Here is a 15702-nt window from a genome sequence, read left to right as displayed (position 1 = left end):
CTGGTGGCGACGGCACTGGTCACCGTCGCCTTGGCCATTGCTGCCGGGCTGATCCTGTTGATCCTGCACAGTGTGCTCACCGCATCCGCCGACGACGCGGTCCGGGCCCGCGCTGCGCAACTGTCGACGGCCCTGCGCACCGAGCCGGTGTCCGAGCTCGATCCGTCGATGCTCACCACGACGGGCGACGTCGATATCATCCAGTTACTCGGTGCCGACGGCGGCGTTCTGCACAGCACCCATCCCGCGCCCGCACTCACCGGGGCGCTCGCCCCGGGCCAACAGTCCGCGCACGACGACGTCGAGGTGCCGTCCGCCGACGGCGACGCCGACTACCGGGTTTTCGCCGAAGGCGTGCGCACCCCGAGCGGCGACGTGACGGTAGTAGTCGCGACCGCCACTGCGCCGATCCACCGAACACTGGCGGTGGTGGCCGTCTTGTGCTGCATCGCCTTTCCGATCATCGTCGGAGCGATGGCCTTTCTGACCTACCAGCTCGTCGGCCGAACTCTCGCGCCGATCGATTCGATGCGGGCCCGCGTTGAATCGATTTCCGGCGGCGACCTTTCGCAGCGCCTCCCGGTACCGGAGACGCACGACGAGGTGGCCGACCTGGCCGTCACCATGAACGCCATGCTCGGCCGCGCCGAGTCGGCGCGGCTGCAACAAACCCAGTTCATCAACGATGCATCGCACGAACTCAACAGTCCGCTCACCTCGATCGTCGGGCTGCTCGATCTCGCTGCTGCCACCGATCAGCCTATCGATCTGGATACCGTCCGCACCTTCCTGCTTCCCGAGGCCCTGACCCTGCAGCAGCGGATCGACGACCTCCTGTTTCTCGCGCGCGCCGACGAACGCGGCGTCCCGCTCCGCACTGAAGTGGTCGATCTCGGCGCTCTCGTCGGAGCAGCCGCCGAGCATCTGCGCACCAGCACCGACCTGTCCGTCGACGCCCTCCTGATTCCGGCACTCGTCGTCGGCGATCCGCGTCAGTTGACCCGCGCACTGCGCAACTTGACCGACAACGCGGCGGGGCACGCCACCAGCCGAATCGTGCTGTCGATGAGAGCGAACGACGACGCCAAGCAGGTGAGCGTTCGCGTCGCCGACGACGGTCCTGGGATACCGGTGGCGGACCGCACCCGCGTCTTCGATCGATTCGTCCGGCTGGACGCCGCGCGCGCACACCGCACCGGCGGTTCGGGCCTGGGCCTGCCCATTGTCGCCGAGATCGCCCGGGCACACGATGGCACCGTCTCGGTCATCGACGGCGATACCCGCGGCGCTACCCTCGCCCTGACGTTGCCGATGCTGGACCCGAATCAGCCGCCATCGTCGGCGAGCCGATAGCCGCGCCCCCGCACCGTTTCGATCGAAGCCCTGCCGAACGGCACGTCGATGCGCTGCCGCAGATAGCTGATATAGACCTCGACGACGTTCTCCGACCCCGCGTAGTGCAAATCCCATACCGCGTCGAGAATGGCGGTCTTGCTCCGTACCACGCCCTTGTTCCGCAGGAGGAACTCGAGCAGCGCATACTCGCGCGGTGTGAGAGCCACCACGGTGTCACCCCGCTGGACGATGTGCGCGGCCGGGTCCAGCAGCAGGTCACCGGCCCGCAGGATCGCCGGACGTGCGGGCGCGCCGCGGCGCATCAGCGCGCGGATCCGGGCCATCAGGACGACAAAGGAGAATGGTTTCGTCAGGTAGTCGTCGGCACCCATATCGAAAGCATCCGCTTGGTCGTATTCGCCGTCCTTCGCGGTCAGCATCAGTACCGGCGTCCAGTCTTCCCGCGACCGCATCGCGCGCACTACTTCATAGCCGTTGCGCCCCGGCATCATGATGTCGACGATCGCGATGGCATAGTCGAAAGACGCGAGTTGATCGAGCGCCGTCACACCGTCGCCGACGACGTCGACCGACCAGCCTTCCGCGACCAGCATCCGGCGCACTGTCTCCGCGATGCCGGGATCGTCGTCGGCCACCAGAATGCGCACCGGCGTGCTCAGGACGTGATTCCGAGGGCGATGCCGTCGAGGATGTCATGCTCGGACACCACCAGCTCGGTGAGGCCCGCGCGCCGGGAAAACTGGTGTGCCAGCGCGAGCGTCACCAGCGAGCCGCCGCCGATCACGTCCACGCGGCCGGCATGCATCGGGCCCAGCACGGCGCGCTCGGCGCGGGTGGCGGCCAGCAGCTCGCGGCACACCGTCTCGATCTCGGTGAGCGGATGCCGCGACAGGTGGATCGCCTCGGGGTCGTACTCGTCGAGTCCGAGGGCCAGCGCGGCGATCGTGGTGAGGGTGCCGGCGACGCCCACCCAGGTGCGGACACCGTCCAGCGGTACCGCCTCGAACGCGGGCGAAAGACGCTGCGCCACAAAGGCTTCAGCCTCGGCGATCTCCACCGCTGTCGGCGGATCGGAGTGCAGCGAATGCTCGGTGAGGCGGACGCAGCCGATGTTGGCCGAGTAGGCCGCGTCAGCGGTGACGATCTCGGTGCTGCCGCCACCCAAGTCGGTGACCGCAAACGGGCCCTGCGCCGGATCCAGACCGCCGACGGCGCCGCGGAAGCTCAACGCGGCCTCTTCTTCACCGGAAATCACTTCGGCGACGGCCCCTGCCGCCACCTGACCGAGCAACTCCGCGGTCATCGCAAAGAACTCATCACGGTTGCTCGCATCCCGGGTCGCTGACGTCGCGACCATCCGAACCCGTTGCACCCCCGCCGATTTCATCTGCTCGACGTAGTCGGCCAGCGCCGCACGGGTGCGCGCTATCGCTTCGGTCGTGAACTGTCCGGTCGCGTCGACGCCCTCACCGAGACGGACCACCCGCATCTCCCGCACGACATCCACCAGGCCTCCCCGGCCATCGACGTCAGCGATCAGCAAGCGGATGGAGTTGGTACCGCAATCGACGGCGGCGACGCGGGTGTCACCCATCAGCAGGCTGAGCATCTGCGGACGGCCAGTCGCCGGGCACGGCGATCCCGCGCAGCTTCTCCACATCGGCCAGTAGTGCGACGGTCTCATCGCCCAGCGGGTTCACCCCGGGACCTTTGGCGAGCGCATGGGCAGCCAGCACGTGCAGGCATTTGACCCGGTCGGGCATGCCGCCGCCGGCGAAGTCGGTGCCGAGCGACTCGATGGCGTCACGTTCGGCCAGGTAGCTCTCGTAGGCGGCGCGATACGCGGCAGCGAGCTCGGTGTCGTCGAGCAGTCGTGCGCTCATCTCGCGCATCACGCCAGCCGATTCAAGGCGGCTGCACGCGGCGGTGAGCCGCTGATCGGTCAGGTAATACAGCGTCGGAAACGGGGTGCCGTCGGGCAGCCGGGGCGCCGTCTTGACCACCGCAGGCTGGCCGTCGGGCGTGACATAGCTGACCGCCAGCACGCCGCGCGGCTCCCGACCCAGTTGACCGGCGATCACCTCGAGTTCGGCTTGACTAATGCTCACTTGCCCTCCGGCGGCGTGGACAGTGCATCCCACAGATTCGAATACCACGGATTGGCGGCGTATTCGCGCGCCTTCTGCTGGTCGGAGGCCTGCTGTTCGCGCGCCGGATAAGTGAGGACCACGGGCTTCTCCCCCGGCATGACGTACTGCAGCCGTTCACGCGCCTGCCGTTCGACGTAGGCGGGGTCGTTCAGTTCGGTGACGCGCCGCTGATAGTTGCCGACGTCCTGGGTCAGCGACGCATTGTCGGCCTCGAGCCGATCGAATTCCGCACGCTGGGTCAGGTACGTGCGCATCGGTACCGCAAGCGTCAGCGCGAGCATCACGAATACGAGCATGCTGATTGCAGCGCGTTTAGCGTTCACCGCGCCGAGCCGCTGGATCAGATTGAGCTTCGGCGCAGCCTCGTCGACCACAGCCTCGTCGACCACAGCCTCGTCGAGCACAGCAGCAGCGCCAGCCCGGGGTCGGCGCAGCGCGGGACGGGTCGCCCCACCCCGCTTGCCTCGCCCGGACTCGCTCGCTGCCATCTCTCTAGCTAAGCACGCTCAGGCGGTGAAACGCGGGAACGCCTCGGCACCCGCGTAGCGAGCCGCGTCACCCAGACCCTCTTCGATGCGGAGCAGCTGGTTGTACTTCGCGACGCGCTCGGAGCGGGCCGGGGCACCGGTCTTGATCTGGCCGCAACCGCACGCGACGGCGAGGTCGGCGATCGTGGTGTCCTCGGTCTCGCCGGAACGGTGACTCATCATGGTCGCGTAGGCAGCGTTGTGCGCCATGGTGACCGCGTCCAGGGTTTCGGTCAGCGTGCCGATCTGGTTCACCTTCACCAGCAGCGCGTTGGCGATGCCCTTCTCGATGCCTTCGGCCAGGCGCTCGGGGTTGGTGACGAATAGGTCGTCGCCGACCAGCTGCACCTTGTCGCCGATCGCCTCGGTCAGGGCGGCCCAGCCAGCCCAGTCGTCCTCCGATAGTCCGTCCTCAATCGAGACGATCGGGTAGTCGGCGATCAGCTTCTGGAAGATGGCGACCATCTCGTCGGCGGTACGGCCCTTGCCTTCCAGCTGGTACAGGCCGTCGCGGTAGAACTCGGTCGAGGCCGTGTCCAGGGCGACGGCGATGTCAGTGCCGAAGGTGAAACCGGCCTGCTCCACGCCTTCGGCGATGGCCGCCAGAGCTGCCTCGGTGTTCGGCAGATCGGGGGCGAAGCCGCCCTCGTCGCCGAGCGCGGTGCTCATCCCCTGCTTGTGCAGGACCGACTTGAGCGAGTGGTACACCTCGGCACCCCAGCGCAGGGATTCACGGAAGTTCGGCGCACCGATCGGCGCGATCATGAACTCCTGGAAGTCGATGCCGTTGTCGGCGTGCTCACCGCCGTTGATGATGTTCATCATCGGCACCGGCAGCAGGTGCGCGTTGGCGCCACCGACGTAGCGGAACAGCGGCAGTCCGGCCGACTCGGCGGCGGCCCGGGAGACGGCCAGCGAAACACCGAGCGTGGCGTTTGCACCGACGCGCCCCTTGTCCGGGGTGCCATCGGTCTCAATCAGGATCTGATCGACGATGCGCTGGTCGTCGGCGTCCAAACCGACGACAGCGGGGGCCAGATCGTCGAGCACAGCATTCACCGCTTTGCTGACGCCCTTGCCGCCGTAGCGATCGCCGCCGTCACGGAGTTCCACTGCCTCATGCTCACCGGTGGAGGCACCGGATGGCACGGCCGCACGCGCAAAGGTCCCGTCGTCCAGCAGCACCTCGACCTCCACGGTCGGATTACCGCGCGAGTCCAGAATCTCTCGTGCGCCCACCTGCTCGATAATTGCCACTGCCAGCCCCATTCGCGAGAGTTGTGATTACCTGCTCCAGCCTAGGTCATTCACGGGCGCGCAGTCGTAGCGGTTCGGGGAGTTCACCCTCGGCGATCACCGCCGCATTGCTGGCCTTTGTGTTGGCGGCCCAATCCAGCCTGGACCGATACATCCCCGCCGTCTATTGGGCGACGGTGCTGCTGATCAGCATTGCCGGGACGCTGATCACCGACAACCTGACCGATGCGGTCGGCATTCGCGATCGCTCTCGCCGTCGTCTTCTACTGGCTGGCCGTGCTGGTCACCTTTGCGCTCGGTACCGCGGCGATCGGCCTGATCTCCGCCGCCTACCGAGGGTTGAGGCTCGGTGCGGTACCGGCGTTCTGGGCGGCCTACATCATCACCCGCCCGTTGGGGGCGTCGGCCGGGGACTTGCTGACTGCGCCGAGGAGCAGCGGCGGTCTGGGACTGAACTCCACGGTGGTGAACGTGGTCTTCCTCGGGACGATCATCGTCCTGGTCAGCTATCTCTCGCGCAGCCGCGTCGATCAGCTCGACCAGGCTCAGTAACGAAGGTTGATGGCGTACGCATTCGCGTGGTTCCGTACGCGAATCAGGTACGGCCGGGAGCTGTTATAGGTGAGAATCGCCTTCTCCCAGCCTTCTTGGGTCGTCATGTCCCCGCCGGCCGCGTCGCACAGGTAGCGTGCCGCAGACAGCGCCGCATCGTCGATGTTGTCCGGATCGGCCACTCCGTCGCCGTTGGCGTCGACGCCGAAGCGCGCCCAGGTCTCCGGGATGAACTGGAACGGGCCCATCGCACGGTCGTAGGTGACATCACCGTCGAGCCGGCCGCCGTCGGTGTCCTTGATCTCCCAGTTACCGCGGGTGCCGTCGAGCGCCATGCCGCGGATCCGCGGGCGCACGTCGCCTGTCGGTCCCACGTCGGAGCCGCGGTACTGGCCATGTTTGCTTTCCACTCCGGCGATGCCGGCCAGCGTGGTCCAGGAAATCCCGCACTCGGGGTACTGCTGGCGCTGAACTTCGGCGGCGTTTCCGTAAGCCTCCAGGGACGTGACCGGAATTCCGGTCTCGTTGGCGATGGGCTCGGCCCATTCCCGCATCCTGTCGGCGGTGCGGCCGGGGGCGTGGATGTCGATGGCCGGCTGGGTGATGCCGGGGAGCGGTGGGGTGTCTTCGGGGATGTCCGACTGACCGAAGGGCAGAGAACACCCCGTCGCCACCAGGGCGACGCAGCCGAGCACGAAGGGCGCTAACGCCTGCCTCTTCACCGCGTCGCTCCTCTCCGAACAATCTGGCCTCACCGAGGTGGCCCTGCCGAGCCTCCCACACCAAGTGGGTAACGCCGCAAATCCTCGATGAGTTCCCGTGGCGTATCTCACCGGCAAGCTCAGTGCGATGAGCAGCACGCCCTCTCCGCGTGGCCGGGATCGGCGCGAGGAACTGCTCGATGCGTTCCACACGCTGGCCAAACCGTTGCTTCCCACGTTTTTCGCCACCATCTCGGCGCGCTGGGTAGAGCCGGAGGTCGCCGAGGCGATCGGACCACTCGGCATCTGAACGCAAGCGCGCGCTCGGCGCGGCACGCGCTAAGCTGAGCCGACCCAAAGTTAGGAAAACCTAACCGTATCGGACAAATGACAGGAGGCGCGCAAATGACACTGCTGCTCGCGGATGGCACGCCGTCGGTCGTCACGCAGATGTTCGGTAGTGGACTGATCGGTGTGCGCGAGGGCCTGGAGGCAGGCATCGTCGTCATGGTCCTGATCGCTTTCGCCGTGAAATCCGATCGTCGCGATGCATTGAAGTGGATCTGGGCCGGCGTGATCGCCGCGCTCGCCATGACCATCGGCACGTTTCTGATCATCCAGTTCGGGACGTCGACCATCTCCAGCCTGACCGCCGAACTGATCGCCGGGCTCGCCTCCCTGGTGGCCGTCGCCATCGTCACCTCCATGCTGCTGTGGATGCGCACGGCCGCCGCGCACCTGTCCGGCGACCTGAAATCCGGGTTGGGCTCAGCGCTGGAAGTGGGCGGTCTGGCCATCTTCGGGCTGGCCTTCCTGGCCGTCGGCCGGGAGGGCTTCGAGACCGCACTGCTAATGGTCGGCTACGCCGAGAGTGTGTCCGGCGGCGTGTGGCCGCTGGTCGGGCTGCTGGCCGGCATCGCCGTCGCCGCACTCCTGACGTTCCTGCTGTACCGCGGTGCCATCAGCATCAACTTCAACAAGTTCTTCACCTACACCGGACTGTTCCTGATCGTCGTGGCCGCCGGCATCCTCTCCTACGGCATTCATGCGCTGCAGGTGTACGGCTGGCTGCCCGGCCTGCACCAGGCCGCCTACGACATCAGTTCCTGGTACGACCCGAGCAGCTGGTACGGCGTCTTGCTGTCGGGCATTTTCAACTTCTCCGCAAATCCCTCGTGGCTCCAGGTGATCGCCTGGATCGCGTACATCGCGATCGTCACACCCGTGTTCCTGCTACGCGGCCGGACCCAACAGAAAGAAGCGAGCAATGGCACACCAGCTCCGCAGATCACTCCTCCTCGGCCTGGCGATCGCCACGCCGCTGACGCTGGCCGCGTGTGAGTCGAAGTCGACCGGCGAGGCGATCGCCGTCACGTCGACCGACGACAAGTGCGAGTTGGGTGTCACCGAGGCGCAGACCGGCGAGGTGAGCTTCGCGATCACCAACAACGGCAACAAGGTGACCGAGTTCTACGTCTTCGGCCAAAACAACCGAGTGCTCGGCGAGGTGGAGAACATCGGTCCCGGCCTCAAAGGCACCATGACCGTCGACATCACCGAGCCGGGCACCTACGAGGTGGCGTGCAAACCTGGCATGGTCGGCACCGGCATCCGTCAGCAGCTGACCGTCACCGGCGAGGCCAAGGAGAAGTCGAAGGCACCGGCCGACGTCGAGCAGGCCAAGGCCCGCTACCTCGACTACGTACGCGGTCAGGTCGACGGCCTCGTCGCGCAGACCGAAACCTTTGTCGGCTACCTGCACTCCGGCGACCTGGCGGCCGCCCGCAACTCGTTCGGGCTGACCCGCACCTACTACGAGCGTGTCGAGCCGGTGGCCGAGAGCTTCCAGGACCTCGACCCCAGCATCGACATGCGCTGGGACGACACCGAAGACGGCAAGGTTCGGTTCACCGGTTTCCACCGGATCGAACGTTTCCTGTGGCCGCCGCAGGCCAGCGAGATCGGCGACGCACCGGGCCAGATCGCGCCGGCCGATGCCGCCGACGCCAAGGCAACCGACACGCCCGAGGCCATCAACAAGGTCGCCGACCAACTGCTGGCCGACGTCACGGCGTTGCAGACCGAGGTGAACAAGCCGGACTTCGAGTTCGACACCCGCATGTTCGTTCAGGGTCCGCAGGCGCTGATCGACGAGATCGCGGCCACCAAGGTGGGCGGCGAGGAAGACCGCTACGGTCACACCGACCTGTGGGACTTCGCCGCCAACATCGACGGCGCCGAGGTCTTGATCGCCGAGATGCAGCCGATCATCTCCGCCAAGGATCAAGGCCTGATGGACAAGATCACCCAGCAGTTCGCCGACGTCCGCACCGCGATCAACGCGCTGCGCCAGGGCGACGGCTACGTCTCCTACGACACAGTGCCCGAGGCCACCCGCCGAGAGCTTTCGGCCAAGATCGATGCCCTGTCCGCGACACTCTCGCAGGTTCCGGGCATCGTCATGAGCCAGTGATCTCCCGCCGCACCGCCCTCACCGCCAGCGCGGGTCTGGTCGCCGCCGGAGTCGCCGGCGGTGCGCTCACCGCCTGCGGCGCCGACGACGACAGTCCGAGCCAGGTGGTCGACTTTTACGGCGAGCACCAGGCCGGCATCGTCACCGAGGCGCAGGACCGGTTGCATTTCGCTGCCTTCGACGTGGTGACAACCAATCGCGACGACGTCGTCGCCATGCTCAAAGCGTGGACGGCGGCGGCCGAACGAATGACGCGCGGCGAGGAGGTGACCGCCGACGGGGCGACTGGGCTGGGCGACTACACGCCGCCCACCGACACCGGCGAGGCCCTCGGCCTCTCGGCGGCACATCTGACGCTGACCATCGGCTTCGGGCCGAGCCTATTCACCCGGTTCGGACTGGCCGCACGCAAACCGGCCGCGCTCACCGAGCTGCCGGCGTTCGCCACGGAGAAGATCGATCCGCAGCGGAGCAATGGCGACATCTGCATTCAGGCGTGCGCCGACGACCCGCAGGTGGCTGTGCACGCCATCCGCAACCTGGCACGGATCGGTGTCGGCGTGGTGGCGGTGCGCTGGTCGCAGCTGGGTTTCGGCCGCACGTCGTCGACCACCCGCACCCAGCAGACCCCGCGCAATCTCTTCGGTTTCAAAGACGGCACCGCCAACATCCGGTCCGACGAGACCGAGGATCTGAACAAGTGGGTGTGGGTTGGCGAGGAAGACAATCCGCCGGCGGCGCAATGGATGACCGGCGGCACCTATCTGGCCGCGCGCCGGATCCGGATGGACATCGAACCGTGGGACCGGGCGAATCTGTTGGAGCAGGAAATCATCATCGGCCGCACCAAGGGCGAGGGCGCCCCACTCGGCCAGACCGCGGAGTTCGACGAACCCGACTTTCAGATCACCTCGGGTCGCGCGCCGCTCATCGCGCGCAATTCGCATGTGGCGGTGACCAATCCGAAGAACCGCGGCGGTGTCCGTATTCTGCGGCGCGGCTACAACTTCACCGACGGCTCCGACGGCTTCGGCCACCTGGACGCCGGTCTGTTCTTCATCGCGTTCAACCGGGACTCCCACAAACAGTTCATTCCGATGCAGCACGATGTCGCCCGCCGGGACGCGCTCACCGAATACCTGATCACCCAGTCCTCGGCCCACTTCGCCGTCCCGCCCGGGATCCAGCCCGGCGAATACTGGGGCCAACGACTCTTCGAAGGCTAGATCGACTCTCGCTCAACGTCAGAAATTGACCGGCCTCCGACGCGACCACCACCGACGCACCCGCGGCTTAGGAATCTGGTGCGGCTCCCACTCGGTGAGTTCAATGACCCATGCCTCAGGCATGCGCCCCAGGTTCGTCTCTGCTTCAACCAGCCCCCGCGCAGCAGCGCGACGAACTTCCGGTGCGACCGGCCTCCGGCGGGGCACTCCCGGCGATACGTTCTCACTGCCTGTCATCACTGCCTCCAAGATCAGTCTCCCAGTTGATTCCGCGAATGTCATCCGGAGCGCTGACGCTCAGGAACCACCGAGCGAACAGACTCCGGTCCTCGTCCGACGCGAGTTTGGACTCCTGGATCACTCGCAGCGCGTCGACACCCACGACTTGCCGCTCGGGTTCCCCCGATAGCGCCTGATCGACGGCCCAAGTCGCCCGTCGCCACCACTCCGCACGACGATCGGCGTACGTCCGTTGCAGCAGCGTCGCGATCACTCCGGTGAAGCCGAAAGTCCCGACCAGCAACGTAGATCCCACCCGCGCGTCGCAAAGCCGCTCGTCCACAGGCCCGTCACGCTTAAGCGGGTTGTCCACAGATCTCGGCCCGGTCCATCGAAATTCTTTGGATCCCGATAAGCGCGAACGACAACGCGGGCTGCCGAAGCCGCCATACTGGATGACGTGCGAATGCAACGACGTTTGGCGGCCCTGACGGCCGCGGTGCTTCTTCCGGTGGCGGCGCTGACCGCCTGTTCCAGCTCGTCTGACGAGCCAGCACCCGCCCAGCGCAGTGCCCTGCCGGCGCGCGTGCTGGAGTCCGGGACGCTGAAGGTAGGCACGGAAGCGCAGTTCGCGCCGATGGTCTTCACCAACCCGGAGAATCAGCTGACCGGCTTCGACATCGACCTGATGACGGCGATCGGCGAGGCCCTGGATGTGAAGGTCGACTTCCAGCAGGCGCCGTTCGCCGACCTACTGCCCGGCGTCGTCGGCACCGAGTACGACGTCGCCGTGCGCGGCATCTTCGATACGCTCCGCCGCCAGGAGCAGGTCGACATGGTGACCTATTACAGTGCCGGTACACAGTGGGCCGAGCGGACCGGCGATAACATCGACCCCACCGACGCCTGCGGCAAGCGGGTGGCCGCCGAGCGCGGCACCACCCAGTTCACGTCCGAGCTGCCGGCCAAGAGCGATGCCTGCACCGATGTCGGCGAGGAAGCCATCGAGGTGGTGGGCTTCGACAGTCTCCGGGACGCACTGACAGCGCTGGCGAACGGTGCGGTAGACGCTGTCTCCGCCGACTCCCCGGTCATCCTGTACGCGGCGAAGGAGTCGGCGGGCAGGCTTCAAGCGATCGGTAATCCCTTCGACACCCAGCCGTACGGCATCGCCGTCGCCAAGGGGTCGCCGCTCGGACCGGTATTGAGGCAGGTGGTGCAGCAGTTGATCGACGACGGCAAACTCAAGCAGATCGGCGAGAAGTGGGGCCTGGACGACGACGGCCAGATCACCACATCCCAACTCAACGGCGCGACGAGCTGAGGCGGGGCGACATGAAACGAGTTCTCCTCGGCCTGTTCACGGCAGCCACCGCGACAATGCTGATCGCTGGCTGTTCCACCACCACCGACGGCAACGCCCAACCGCCACCGCCGACGCCGATCGCGGAGGACGAGGCGCCCGAAGAGTTCGCCCAGGTGATCGCTTCGTCAAACGTCGACGCGCAACGCTACGTGTATCCGGTAGCGAAGGGGGAGAGCGACAATACGCAGAACTGGCTCGACCTGTTCATGCCCAAGGGCGACAACCACGCGCCCGGCTCCATCCCGCTGGTCGTTCTGATTCATGGCGGGGCATGGAAGTCGCAGATCGGCGCGGACGTCTTTGTCGAGTTCTCGCGGCGCTTGGCCGAGCGCAATCTGGCCGTCCTCAACGTCGAGTATCGCCGTGTCGGCTCGGGTGGCGGCTACCCACAGACGTTCTCCGACGTCGCATCGGCGCTGGACTATATTCCGGAGGTGGGCCGGGCGAATCCGGCGATCAACCTCAGCGACGCGGTAGTGGTGGGCCATTCTGCGGGCGGCCAGCTCGCAATGTGGGCGGGCACCCGCCACAAGCTGGAAGATAACGAGGTGGGCGCCAAGCCGAAGTTCCGGCCGACCAGTGTGGTGTCACTGGCGGGCCCGCTGGACATGCGGACCGCGGTGGAGATGGGCGATATGAACATCGTGAAGGCGCTGGGCGGCATGCCCGACGAGGTGCCCGATCGGTACACCTCGGTCGACCCGATCCAGAACATCGATCCGGCGACGCCGGTTATCGCGATGGCCGGCGACAAAGACCACGTCGTCCCCGCAGTGATCTCCCAGAACTACGTCGACGCGGTGAAAAAGGCGGGCGGCCAAGGCACCTTCGTCATGCTGCCCGGCGCCAATCACGTCTCAATCGTCGACCCCTCCCGCCCCGAATTCCTGCGAGTCCTGGAGACAGTGAGCAAGGCCGCCCAACGCGCCCACCCCGCCCCCTGAGCTCCTCCCGCTCCCTGAGCCCCCTCTGCCCCCTGAGCTTGTCGAAGGGCCTCATCTCTGGTTGAGCCGGGCGACGAAGGAGCCCGTGTCGAAACCAACTCCGTGCAATGCTTGATAGCACCCGCACATCGCTTGAGGGGGGTGGGCGCCATGCCGGTCACTGACAGGCTGTTCGCCCGGCTACTGCAGGATCGACGTTTCGTTCGCGCACCGATTCCGATGTATCGGCACAGATTCGGCTGGCTGTTCGGCAAGCGGATCCTGATGCTGCAGCACACCGGGCGGAACACCGGCGAGCCACGCTTCGTCTGCCTCGAGGTCGTCGCACGTCCCGCCCCGAACCGGATCGTCGTCGTGAGCGGTTTTGGTGAACGTGCCCAGTGGTATCGCAACCTGCAGGCCGACCCCGTGTGCCGGGTATCGATCGGAAGACGACGCGACGTCCCGGCTCACGCCCGGATGATGACTGACGAGGAGTCCGCGGACGCCCTCGAGCACTACCAACAGGCGCATCCGGCGGCGTGGAAGCGGTTGCGTGGTGCGATCGAGGAGGCGGTGGGCGCCCCGGTGTCCACCCTGCCAATGGTCGAGCTCACCGCACGCTGAGCCTCCCCCGCCCTCTTCGCTGGTTGAGAGGCCGGCCCGACATCCCAGTAGTGATCGAACTCCTGGCCCAACCACCGAGGGCACGATCTCAACCGAGAGCTCCAGAAAACCCTTGGGCCCGGCCGAACGAAGTGCTCACCCGATGGCGGCTACCAAACTGACTCTGCCAAGACAGCGCCCGCAGCGTCAGTAGTTCCATTAGCCGAGCCGAGGCGCCAGCCGAGGCTCGAGTCGAAACCACCCCACAGCAGCCTCACTCACCAAGAACTGTCGTAGGTCACAGGTAACTTTGTATTAGTACACCAGTACGAATAAAGGAGAAGCCGTGACCCAGGACATCTTCGACCAGACCGCCCCTTCCGACCTCGACGACGAGCAGCTCGAAGAGCGGGTCATCGGCTATGCCTCGCAGGTCGCGGCCCTCACCTGCCGCATGCTCGACTACCTCGCCGAATTCGATGCCCGCAAGGCCTGGGCCGGTGACGGAATCGCCACTTGCGCCAACTGGCTCGTGTGGCGCACCGGCATGAGTCTGCGCACTGCACAGGACCATGTCCGTGCCGCGAAGGCCCTGCAGACGCTGCCGCTGATGCACGAGGAGTTCCGCACCGGTCGTCTCTCCTATTCCAAGGTCCGGGCGCTCACTCGGGTCGCGACTCCCGAACGTGAGCGCGAGTTGGTCACCTTCGCCCAGTCCGCCTCCGCGGCCCAGGTCGAGCGACTCTGCGGCGCGATCCGCGATATCGATGCGCGGTGGGACACCTACGTCAATGGCGATCAAGAACCCGAGGCGGAACCGGCCCCACCTGAAACCTGGGGCCGGGTCCACCACAAGAGCGACGGCACCATGACGGTCACCCTCCGGCTGAACGCGGTCGACGCGAAGCATTTCATGACGGCCGTCGTGCGCGCCGAGTACGAGCGCACCCGCACCGTCGACGACCCCGACCTCGATCCGCACCCGGCACAGCCGGCCGACGACTCGACCGCGAACCCGTGCCCGCCGAGCGACCTGTGGCGCAATGCGCCGGCCAACATCGGGCCGGCCGTGGTCGCGATGGCCGACCTCACCATCAACGCCCTCGACATCCCCGAAACCGCGGCCGGCGCCGAAATCCTGGTCCACGAGGTCGACGGCGTGTCGAGCGTCGACGACGGCCCCGAGCTGCGTTCCGCGGAACGCGAAGAGATGGAGTGCGGCGCGTCCGTCCGCACGATCGGCCACGCCGAGGGTGACCACGTCACTGTGGGTGGCCGCCGCATGGGCCCGGTGTTGTGGTGGGGTCGGCGTCGTCGCGTTCCGAACGCGGCGCTCGTGCGCACCATCCTCATGCGCGACCGTTGCTGCCAGGCCCCGGGCTGTGAGCGCACGCGCTTCTTGCACATCCACCACGTGACGCCCTGGTCGCAGGGCGGCACCACCGATCCGGACAATCTGATTTTGCTGTGCGGCGCCCATCATCGCGCCCTGCACCACGGTGCGTTCGCCATCGAGGCGCTCGGCAGCCAGCGCTTCGCGTTCCGCGGAACGCATGGCGGTCTGCTGATCACCGCGCCCCTGCACGCCGCCCCACCCGACTGGCACCCCGACATGTGCGTCGAGCGCGACGGCGTCACTACCAAGGGCGGCGGTCACTGCGACTTCGGCTACACGACGAACGTCCTTTACGACAACTGGCAGATCGAACTGGACCGCCGCGCCGCCGAAGCCGAACTCACGGCCGCCGCCTAGAGGCGTTCCGCGGAACGCGAGAGGAACGCACCCACATGCAGATCACCGTCATCTTCACCGATGTCTACGACGGGGAGGAACACCTAAGCACAGGAACTGGCGCGTGAGTGACTCTAATCACCGACTCGGACATGTTGGACTTCGCTTGTTGGGACCTGCGGGTTTAAAGCCGTTTCGGATTCGATTTCTGCACTAAGGATCGCCGATAGGGTGGGTGGATGGCCTACCTTCGGACCGTGAAGACGGCCTCGGGAGCGCGAGCAGTCCAGATCGTTCACGGTTCGCGGAAGGGGTCGCGGTCGCGGTCGCGGTCGATCGAGCATATCGAGTCAGCGCACACCGACGACGAGTACGCAGCACTCAAAGTTGCTGTGCGCGGCGTCTTGCTGCAGTTCTGGGCGAGTTCGACCTGGGCATCGCGGATGTCGTGCCGGCCTCAGACGAACCGCTACCGATCCAGTCCTCATGGCGTGTTCCCAGTAGATAGGTCCATCCCGTACTGGAGTCCGTGATCGCCCTGGTGGGCGGGATAGGACAATGATTGGTATGGCTGGACGGAAGCGGCATTCGGCGGAGGAGATCGTCCGGAAGCT

17 protein-coding genes and 1 pseudogene are annotated in these 15702 nt (G+C 66.4%); 11 read left to right on the top strand and 7 right to left on the bottom strand.

Going from position 1 to position 15702, the window contains the following annotated elements; genetic code table 11:
• The first annotated feature begins 3 nt into the window (after positions 1-3).
• Positions 4-1353: a sensor histidine kinase gene (locus WAW85_RS13365; RefSeq protein ID WP_422560093.1), complete on the top strand. Its 1350-nt coding sequence runs from the start codon at positions 4-6 to the stop codon at positions 1351-1353.
• Here WAW85_RS13365 and WAW85_RS13360 read toward each other — a convergent pair.
• The 5 genes from WAW85_RS13360 to eno are packed head-to-tail and all read right to left on the bottom strand — an operon-like array spanning position 1326 to position 5290.
• Entirely contained in the window at positions 1326-2003 is a 678-nt protein-coding gene (locus WAW85_RS13360; RefSeq protein WP_422560092.1) for a response regulator transcription factor, read from the bottom strand. The genes WAW85_RS13365 and WAW85_RS13360 overlap by 28 nt on opposite strands.
• Positions 2004-2011: 8 nt before the next feature.
• On the bottom strand, positions 2012-2950 hold the full coding sequence (locus WAW85_RS13355) for an exopolyphosphatase (protein WP_422560091.1): 939 nt from the start codon (positions 2948-2950) through the stop codon (positions 2012-2014).
• Entirely contained in the window at positions 2943-3464 is a 522-nt protein-coding gene (locus WAW85_RS13350) for a DUF501 domain-containing protein (RefSeq protein WP_422560090.1), read from the bottom strand. Before WAW85_RS13350 ends, WAW85_RS13355 begins: the two co-directional genes overlap by 8 nt.
• On the bottom strand, positions 3461-3994 hold the full coding sequence (locus WAW85_RS13345; protein ID WP_422560089.1) for an FtsB family cell division protein: 534 nt from the start codon (positions 3992-3994) through the stop codon (positions 3461-3463). Before WAW85_RS13345 ends, WAW85_RS13350 begins: the two co-directional genes overlap by 4 nt.
• Positions 3995-4012: 18 nt before the next feature.
• On the bottom strand, positions 4013-5290 hold the full coding sequence (gene eno, locus WAW85_RS13340) for a phosphopyruvate hydratase (protein WP_422560106.1): 1278 nt from the start codon (positions 5288-5290) through the stop codon (positions 4013-4015).
• A gap of 225 nt (positions 5291-5515) precedes the next feature.
• On the opposite strand from eno, the gene WAW85_RS13335 reads away from it, so the two are divergent.
• Positions 5516-5842 (top strand): hypothetical protein, encoded by a 327-nt coding sequence (locus tag WAW85_RS13335; RefSeq protein ID WP_422560088.1) that lies wholly within the window; start codon positions 5516-5518, stop codon positions 5840-5842.
• Here the strand turns inward: WAW85_RS13335 and WAW85_RS13330 are convergent.
• A complete protein-coding gene (locus tag WAW85_RS13330; protein WP_422560105.1) occupies positions 5836-6537 on the bottom strand; it encodes a lytic transglycosylase domain-containing protein in 702 nt (233 codons plus the stop codon). The two genes, WAW85_RS13335 and WAW85_RS13330, sit on opposite strands and share 7 nt — an antisense overlap.
• A gap of 124 nt (positions 6538-6661) precedes the next feature.
• Between WAW85_RS13330 and WAW85_RS13325 the strand changes: the two genes are divergently transcribed.
• From WAW85_RS13325 to efeB, 4 genes are all read left to right on the top strand, one after another.
• Complete coding sequence (locus tag WAW85_RS13325) at positions 6662-6853, top strand: hypothetical protein (RefSeq protein ID WP_422560087.1); 192 nt, start codon at positions 6662-6664, stop codon at positions 6851-6853.
• A 95-nt stretch (positions 6854-6948) separates the two neighbouring features.
• The gene (efeU, locus tag WAW85_RS13320; RefSeq protein WP_422560086.1) at positions 6949-7884 is read left to right on the top strand and encodes an iron uptake transporter permease EfeU; all 936 of its coding nucleotides are present in this window, start codon (positions 6949-6951) and stop codon (positions 7882-7884) included.
• The gene (gene efeO, locus WAW85_RS13315; RefSeq protein WP_422560085.1) at positions 7811-9016 is read left to right on the top strand and encodes an iron uptake system protein EfeO; all 1206 of its coding nucleotides are present in this window, start codon (positions 7811-7813) and stop codon (positions 9014-9016) included. Before efeU ends, efeO begins: the two co-directional genes overlap by 74 nt.
• On the top strand, positions 9013-10242 hold the full coding sequence (efeB, locus tag WAW85_RS13310; RefSeq protein ID WP_422560084.1) for an iron uptake transporter deferrochelatase/peroxidase subunit: 1230 nt from the start codon (positions 9013-9015) through the stop codon (positions 10240-10242). The genes efeO and efeB overlap by 4 nt, the downstream gene beginning before the upstream one ends.
• A 223-nt stretch (positions 10243-10465) precedes the next feature.
• Here efeB and WAW85_RS13305 read toward each other — a convergent pair whose 3' ends face one another.
• Positions 10466-10777 (bottom strand): hypothetical protein, encoded by a 312-nt coding sequence (locus tag WAW85_RS13305; RefSeq protein ID WP_422560083.1) that lies wholly within the window; start codon positions 10775-10777, stop codon positions 10466-10468.
• 150 nt (positions 10778-10927) lie between these two features.
• Here WAW85_RS13305 and WAW85_RS13300 point away from each other — a divergent pair, with 150 nt between their 5' ends.
• The 5 genes and pseudogenes from WAW85_RS13300 to WAW85_RS13280 all read left to right on the top strand — a co-directional run.
• The gene (locus tag WAW85_RS13300) at positions 10928-11785 is read left to right on the top strand and encodes an ABC transporter substrate-binding protein (RefSeq protein ID WP_422560082.1); all 858 of its coding nucleotides are present in this window, start codon (positions 10928-10930) and stop codon (positions 11783-11785) included.
• 11 nt (positions 11786-11796) lie between these two features.
• A complete protein-coding gene (locus WAW85_RS13295; RefSeq protein WP_422560081.1) occupies positions 11797-12771 on the top strand; it encodes an alpha/beta hydrolase family protein in 975 nt (324 codons plus the stop codon).
• Positions 12772-12921: 150 nt separating this feature from the next.
• Positions 12922-13377 (top strand): nitroreductase family deazaflavin-dependent oxidoreductase, encoded by a 456-nt coding sequence (locus WAW85_RS13290; RefSeq protein WP_422560080.1) that lies wholly within the window; start codon positions 12922-12924, stop codon positions 13375-13377.
• Positions 13378-13702: 325 nt separating this feature from the next.
• Positions 13703-15109: an HNH endonuclease signature motif containing protein gene (locus WAW85_RS13285; protein WP_422560079.1), complete on the top strand. Its 1407-nt coding sequence runs from the start codon at positions 13703-13705 to the stop codon at positions 15107-15109.
• A gap of 218 nt (positions 15110-15327) precedes the next feature.
• A pseudogene (locus tag WAW85_RS13280) lies at positions 15328-15575 on the top strand (IS1634 family transposase); the annotation flags it as partial.
• Between the last annotated feature and the right edge of the window lie 127 nt (positions 15576-15702).

It is taken from the genome of Gordonia sp. (in: high G+C Gram-positive bacteria) (assembly GCF_049299075.1).
Classification (GTDB): Bacteria; Actinomycetota; Actinomycetes; order Mycobacteriales; family Mycobacteriaceae; genus Gordonia.
Note: the sequence above shows the minus strand (reverse complement) of the source record. Positions and strands in the feature narration are given on the sequence as shown.

What these genes read in the sequence shown, in the direction of transcription:
- efeU (WP_422560086.1), top strand. Translation starts at nt 6,949, where the DNA reads ATGACACTGCTGCTCGCGGATGGCACGCCGTCGGTCGTCACGCAGATG.
- WAW85_RS13300 (WP_422560082.1), top strand. Translation starts at nt 10,928, where the DNA reads ATGCAACGACGTTTGGCGGCCCTGACGGCCGCGGTGCTTCTTCCGGTG.
- WAW85_RS13335 (WP_422560088.1), top strand. Translation starts at nt 5,516, where the DNA reads ATGCGGTCGGCATTCGCGATCGCTCTCGCCGTCGTCTTCTACTGGCTG.
- efeO (WP_422560085.1), top strand. Translation starts at nt 7,811, where the DNA reads ATGGCACACCAGCTCCGCAGATCACTCCTCCTCGGCCTGGCGATCGCC.
- WAW85_RS13345 (WP_422560089.1), bottom strand. Translation starts at nt 3,994, where the DNA reads ATGGCAGCGAGCGAGTCCGGGCGAGGCAAGCGGGGTGGGGCGACCCGT.
- WAW85_RS13295 (WP_422560081.1), top strand. Translation starts at nt 11,797, where the DNA reads ATGAAACGAGTTCTCCTCGGCCTGTTCACGGCAGCCACCGCGACAATG.
- WAW85_RS13290 (WP_422560080.1), top strand. Translation starts at nt 12,922, where the DNA reads ATGCCGGTCACTGACAGGCTGTTCGCCCGGCTACTGCAGGATCGACGT.
- WAW85_RS13355 (WP_422560091.1), bottom strand. Translation starts at nt 2,950, where the DNA reads ATGGGTGACACCCGCGTCGCCGCCGTCGATTGCGGTACCAACTCCATC.